This is a genomic window from Rhodococcus sp. HM1, assembly GCF_023218075.1.
In the GTDB taxonomy this organism is placed as follows: domain Bacteria; phylum Actinomycetota; class Actinomycetes; order Mycobacteriales; family Mycobacteriaceae; genus Rhodococcus.
Genome location: NZ_JALPTB010000148.1, coordinates 1 through 4,389, shown reverse-complemented (window position 1 = coordinate 4,389; position 4,389 = coordinate 1). Strand labels below are relative to the sequence as shown.

Annotated in this window: 3 protein-coding genes; all 3 read right to left on the bottom strand. The window is 61.5% G+C overall.

Annotated features, from left to right (window positions below; all coding sequences use genetic code 11):
* Nucleotides 1–412: 412 nt before the first annotated feature.
* Complete coding sequence (locus M1M07_RS32030; protein WP_197255200.1) at nt 413–2,059, bottom strand: NAD(P)/FAD-dependent oxidoreductase; 1,647 nt, start codon at nt 2,057–2,059, stop codon at nt 413–415.
* Between the two features lie 209 nt (nt 2,060–2,268).
* Nucleotides 2,269–3,414: an acyl-CoA dehydrogenase family protein gene (locus M1M07_RS32025; RefSeq protein ID WP_197255196.1), complete on the bottom strand. Its 1,146-nt coding sequence runs from the start codon at nt 3,412–3,414 to the stop codon at nt 2,269–2,271.
* 142 nt (nt 3,415–3,556) lie between these two features.
* Nucleotides 3,557–4,389: helix-turn-helix domain-containing protein (locus M1M07_RS32020; RefSeq protein ID WP_248676737.1), on the bottom strand; the 833-nt coding region annotated here is incomplete at its 5' end.

The window sequence follows — 4,389 nt, the reverse complement described above, 5'->3', positions numbered from 1 at the left end:
CCGACTCAAGGACAGCGGAGTCGACACGTTACCGTCCGCCCGGGCCGAGAACGCGGCACAATAGCCATCACCATGTGGCCGGATTTTCGACCGTCGCCACCGGCCTACTTTTCGACCGTCCCCGACACTTCATCGGTTCGGTCCGATCCAGAGCGCTGGACGGTTGTAGATGCCACCTCGGCGATCCACGTCGTGTTCGTGCGCTGCCGCCTGGTTCGTTTCGCGCACGTCGACCGCATCACCGATGCTCGTGCTCGCCTTGTCTACGGCGAAACCTGTGCGAAGACAATGCTCTCCGATCCATCATTGCCCTATCGACGGAGTCGACGTTCACCGGGCTCGGGGCAGCGAGCCCAGCCAAACCGATGCTTGGGCTACATGGGACTCAGTAGCCCAAGCGCGTCCGTTCTCGTCAGTCGGTCTCGTAGGTGTCGTAACCGTTGGACTTGATCTCTTCCCAACGAGCAAAGTACTGAGGGACTCCCCCTGAGTAGTTGAGCATCTGCGCCGGCTTACCGGGTACGTTTGCACCCCAGTACCAGGAACGCGCCTTCGTGAACATCGAGTTCACGAAGAGCTCGTCGACGTGTGCGCGCCACTGCTTCTCGGACTCTTCGGTGTTTTCGAACCGAGTCGCCCCTTTTTCACGCAGGTACTGGAGGAACTCGACGACGATTTCACCTTGATACTCGGCAGATGTCGGGCCGTTACAGAACCCGGACGGGCTCTGAGGTCCGTACAGGAACATCATGTTCGGGAATCCGCGGGTTGACAGGCCCAGACAAGTGTCGACACCGGACTTCCACTTGTCCTGAATCGTCAAGCCGTCGACGCCGGTGATCTCGATGGCCATGATCCCACCCCGGTTGTTGTCGAATCCTGTTGCCAGTACGAGGAGGTCGCACTCGATGACACCATCGTCGGTTTCAACGCCATGGGGCACCACCCGTCGAATCGGTGTGGCGTTGGAGTCGATGACATCGACGTTGTCCTGATTGATGACATCGAAGTAATCTTGTTCGAGGGAGGGACGCTTGACGCCGTAGGGGTGCGGAGGCGTCTCCGGTGCGACGATTGCTGCTTTCTTGGGGTCGGTGACCCGCTCGAGAACCTTGCCGCGCCAGAAGTCGTAGAACGTACGGTTGGCCTCCTCATCTACGAGGATGTCCTGGAAGTTTCCGAGCCAGAGCTCGAAACCACCCTCCGCCCACATCTTCTCGTAGATCGCGTCGCGCTCTTCCTTACTCAGGCCGGTTGCGTTCTGCGGAATGAAATCGAAGTCGAATCCGGCAAAAGCCTTGTAGCGCGCGGCAAACCGCTCGGGCAGTCCCTTCCGGAAGTACTCGTTGTCGTCATGGGTAAGTTTGCGTTGTTGCATCGGAAGTGCCAGATTCGGGGTGCGTTGGAACACGGTGACGTGTTCGGCTACATGACCTGCTTCCTGGACGACCTGTACGCCGCTGGCGCCGGTGCCGATGACGACAACTTTGCGGCCACTCATGTCCACGCCCTCTTGGGGCCACCGCGCAGTGTGGTAGCACTCACCGACGAAGGAGTCGAGTCCTTCGAGATTCGGGTACAGCGGCTTGGCGCCGAAGCCTGTGGCGACAATGACTTGCCGTGCCTTCTGGATCTTGCCGTCGACGGACCGTACGGTCCACTGACGGGTTTCCTCGTCCCACGTGCATGATTCGGCGAATGTGGCGAACACGACGTCGCGGGTGAGGTCGAGCTGCGAGTCGACGTAGTTGAAGTACTCACGAACCCCCTGGTGGCCCGGATACAGTTCGGTGAAGTCGTACTTCTTCCAAAGGTCCTTGTGCGAGAACTGGTAGATCTGTCCAGTGCTGTCGGTACGGGCTCCGGGATAGCAGTTCCACCACCAAATTCCGCCCAGTCCACCCGCGGCGTCCCAGACTTTGACGGTGAAACCGAGATCGCGCAGTCGGTCCAGCGCGTACAGACCGGAGAATCCTCCCCCGATGATCAGAACATCGAGTACGTCGTTGTTCGGGTGTGAGCCGGTGCGGATCGCTGTGGCGACCTGGGATTCGGTCATGTGGTCCTCCTGGAGATTCCCCGGGACGGTTGTTTCCGCCCGGACATCTACGACGGTAGAAGCGAGCATGTGATGTGGAGTGTCCGAAATCGAGTCAAGACCATTTGATCGAACACTCGTATTCGTAAGCAGCACAAACTAATTCGATGACATTGCCAAATTCGAACCTGTTGTGCTCACGGCAGGGCGATCGATGCTGGACGTCGGGCTCAGAAGCCCAGTTCGCGACCGATCAGTTCTTTCATGATTTCGTTCGATCCCGCCCAGATCTTCGTGACCCGGGCATCCCGCCAGGCTCGTGCCACTCGGTACTCGTTCATGTAGCCGTATCCCCCGTGCAATTGCACGCAGTGATCGAGGATCCGGTTCTGGATGTCTGCAGTCCACCATTTCGCTTTGGCTGCATCGACAGGTGTCAACTTCCCGTCCGCGTGGGCTTCGATGCAGCGGTCGACATATGCCTGCGTGACGTCGATCTGTGTCACCAGCTCGGCAAGCAAGAACTTGTTGTGCTGAAACGTTCCGATGGACTGCCCGAATGCCTTGCGTTCTCGGCAGTAGTCGATCGTCTCGAGCAGGATCTGCGCAGCGTGCGCGAGATTGGCGATGGCGCATCCGAGTCGTTCCTGGGGCAGGAACGACATCATGTGGACGAATCCTCGATCGAGTTCCCCGATCACGTCGGCATCGGTGACGCGCACCCGGTCGAGGAAGAGTTCAGCGGTGTCCGCTTCGTCCTGGCCGACCTTGTCGAGTTTGCGACCACGCTCGAAGCCGGGCAAGGAGGTGTCCACGCCGAAGAGGGTAATTCCCTTGGCCTTCTTCGATGGAGAGGTACGTGCAGGAATGATGACCAGGTCCGCCGAGTAGCCATTGGTGATGAATGTCTTTGCACCCGAGAGCAGCCAGCCGTTGCCGTCCCGTACTGCGGTGGTCTTGAGTGCGGCCAGATCCGATCCCCCACCGGGTTCGGTCATTCCGATGGCAGTGAGCACATCACCGGTACACAGTCCTGGAAGCCACCTGGCCTTTTGTTCGTCGGTGGTCAGACGCACCAGATACGGTGCCACAACATCACAGTGAATACTCACACTCGACGCCAACGCGGCGTTGACCTTGGCCAGTTCCTCGATGAGGACCGCATTGAAGCGATAGTCACCTGCCTCGACACCTGAATATCGTTCGGGTACTTCGAGTCCGAGCAGATCATGCTTGCCGGCGGCGAGCCAGAAATCTCGCGGCAATGCCCTGTGGGCACGAACTTCGGCGGCCAGTGGCTCGAACCATCGAGCGAGAAACTCGCGGACAGAGTGGCGGTAAGCCTCGTGATCGTCACCGTACACCGTTCGCTTCATGGTGGGTCATCCTTCGGATCGGGTGGACGTCACCGTCCAGACGGACGGTGCGCGGACGGGGATCGTGGTTGCCTGCCCCGGCTCATCGTCTCCTCCGTCGTGTCGTCGAGGATGTCCCGATATGCGACAGACCCTTTCGGGGTCAGGACCCGAACTTCTCGTTCTCGAGGCCCAGTGCTCGGATCTTGCGGTAGAGCGTGGATCGGGCGACGCCGAGCCGCTCGGCGGCGAGGGATTTGTTGCCGTCGGACTCGTCGAGTGCGCGGACGATCGCTTCGCGTTCGGTGCGTTCGAGGGAGGTCAACTGGCGGCCGGCACCGAGGGTGCGGTAGTCGGCGGGCAGGTGTTCGAGCTTGATGTCGAATCCCATCGACCGCGCTGCCGCAGTGGTCAGCACCGAGCCGAGTTCGCGCAGGTTGCCGGGCCAGTGATGGGCGATCAAGGCCCGATGGGCCGCCGGTTGCAGGTGCGGTGTCGGGCGGGAGGGGAATTCGGCGGCGAGCAGTTCGCGCGCGAGATCGGTGAGATCTTCGATGCGCTGACGCAGCGGCGGCACGCACACACTGCGCCGCACATGGGTCTGCACCTGATGACGAAGATCGTCGGGGGTGCTCGAGGTGGCCGTGGCGATCAACGGCGCGGACAGCTCGACGGCGGCGTCGAGCAGCCGCCGGGTGGGGGCGAGGGCCTCGTCGGGGACCTCGTCGAGGTGCTCGATGATGTACGCGAGGCTGCCGGACAGGCGCGCGCGCAGCTCAGCCACGTCCGACGGTGTCAACGTCGACGCGTCCACGGTGAGGGTCTGTCCCTCGTGGCCCCATCGGTGCTGGATCTGCCGGGCCAGGTGGGTTTTGCCGACGCCGGACTCGCCGACGATCAGCACCGGTGCCACGGTGCGCACGATCTCGTCGACCCGGTCCTGGAGCCGGTGCGCGGCCAGGCTGCGGCCGGCGATGCGTGCCGCCGGCGCCACAC

Excerpts from the sequence above, each read along its gene's own strand:
- M1M07_RS32025 (WP_197255196.1), bottom strand. The coding sequence starts at position 3,414 with ATGAAGCGAACGGTGTACGGTGACGATCACGAGGCTTACCGCCACTCT.
- M1M07_RS32030 (WP_197255200.1), bottom strand. The coding sequence starts at position 2,059 with ATGACCGAATCCCAGGTCGCCACAGCGATCCGCACCGGCTCACACCCG.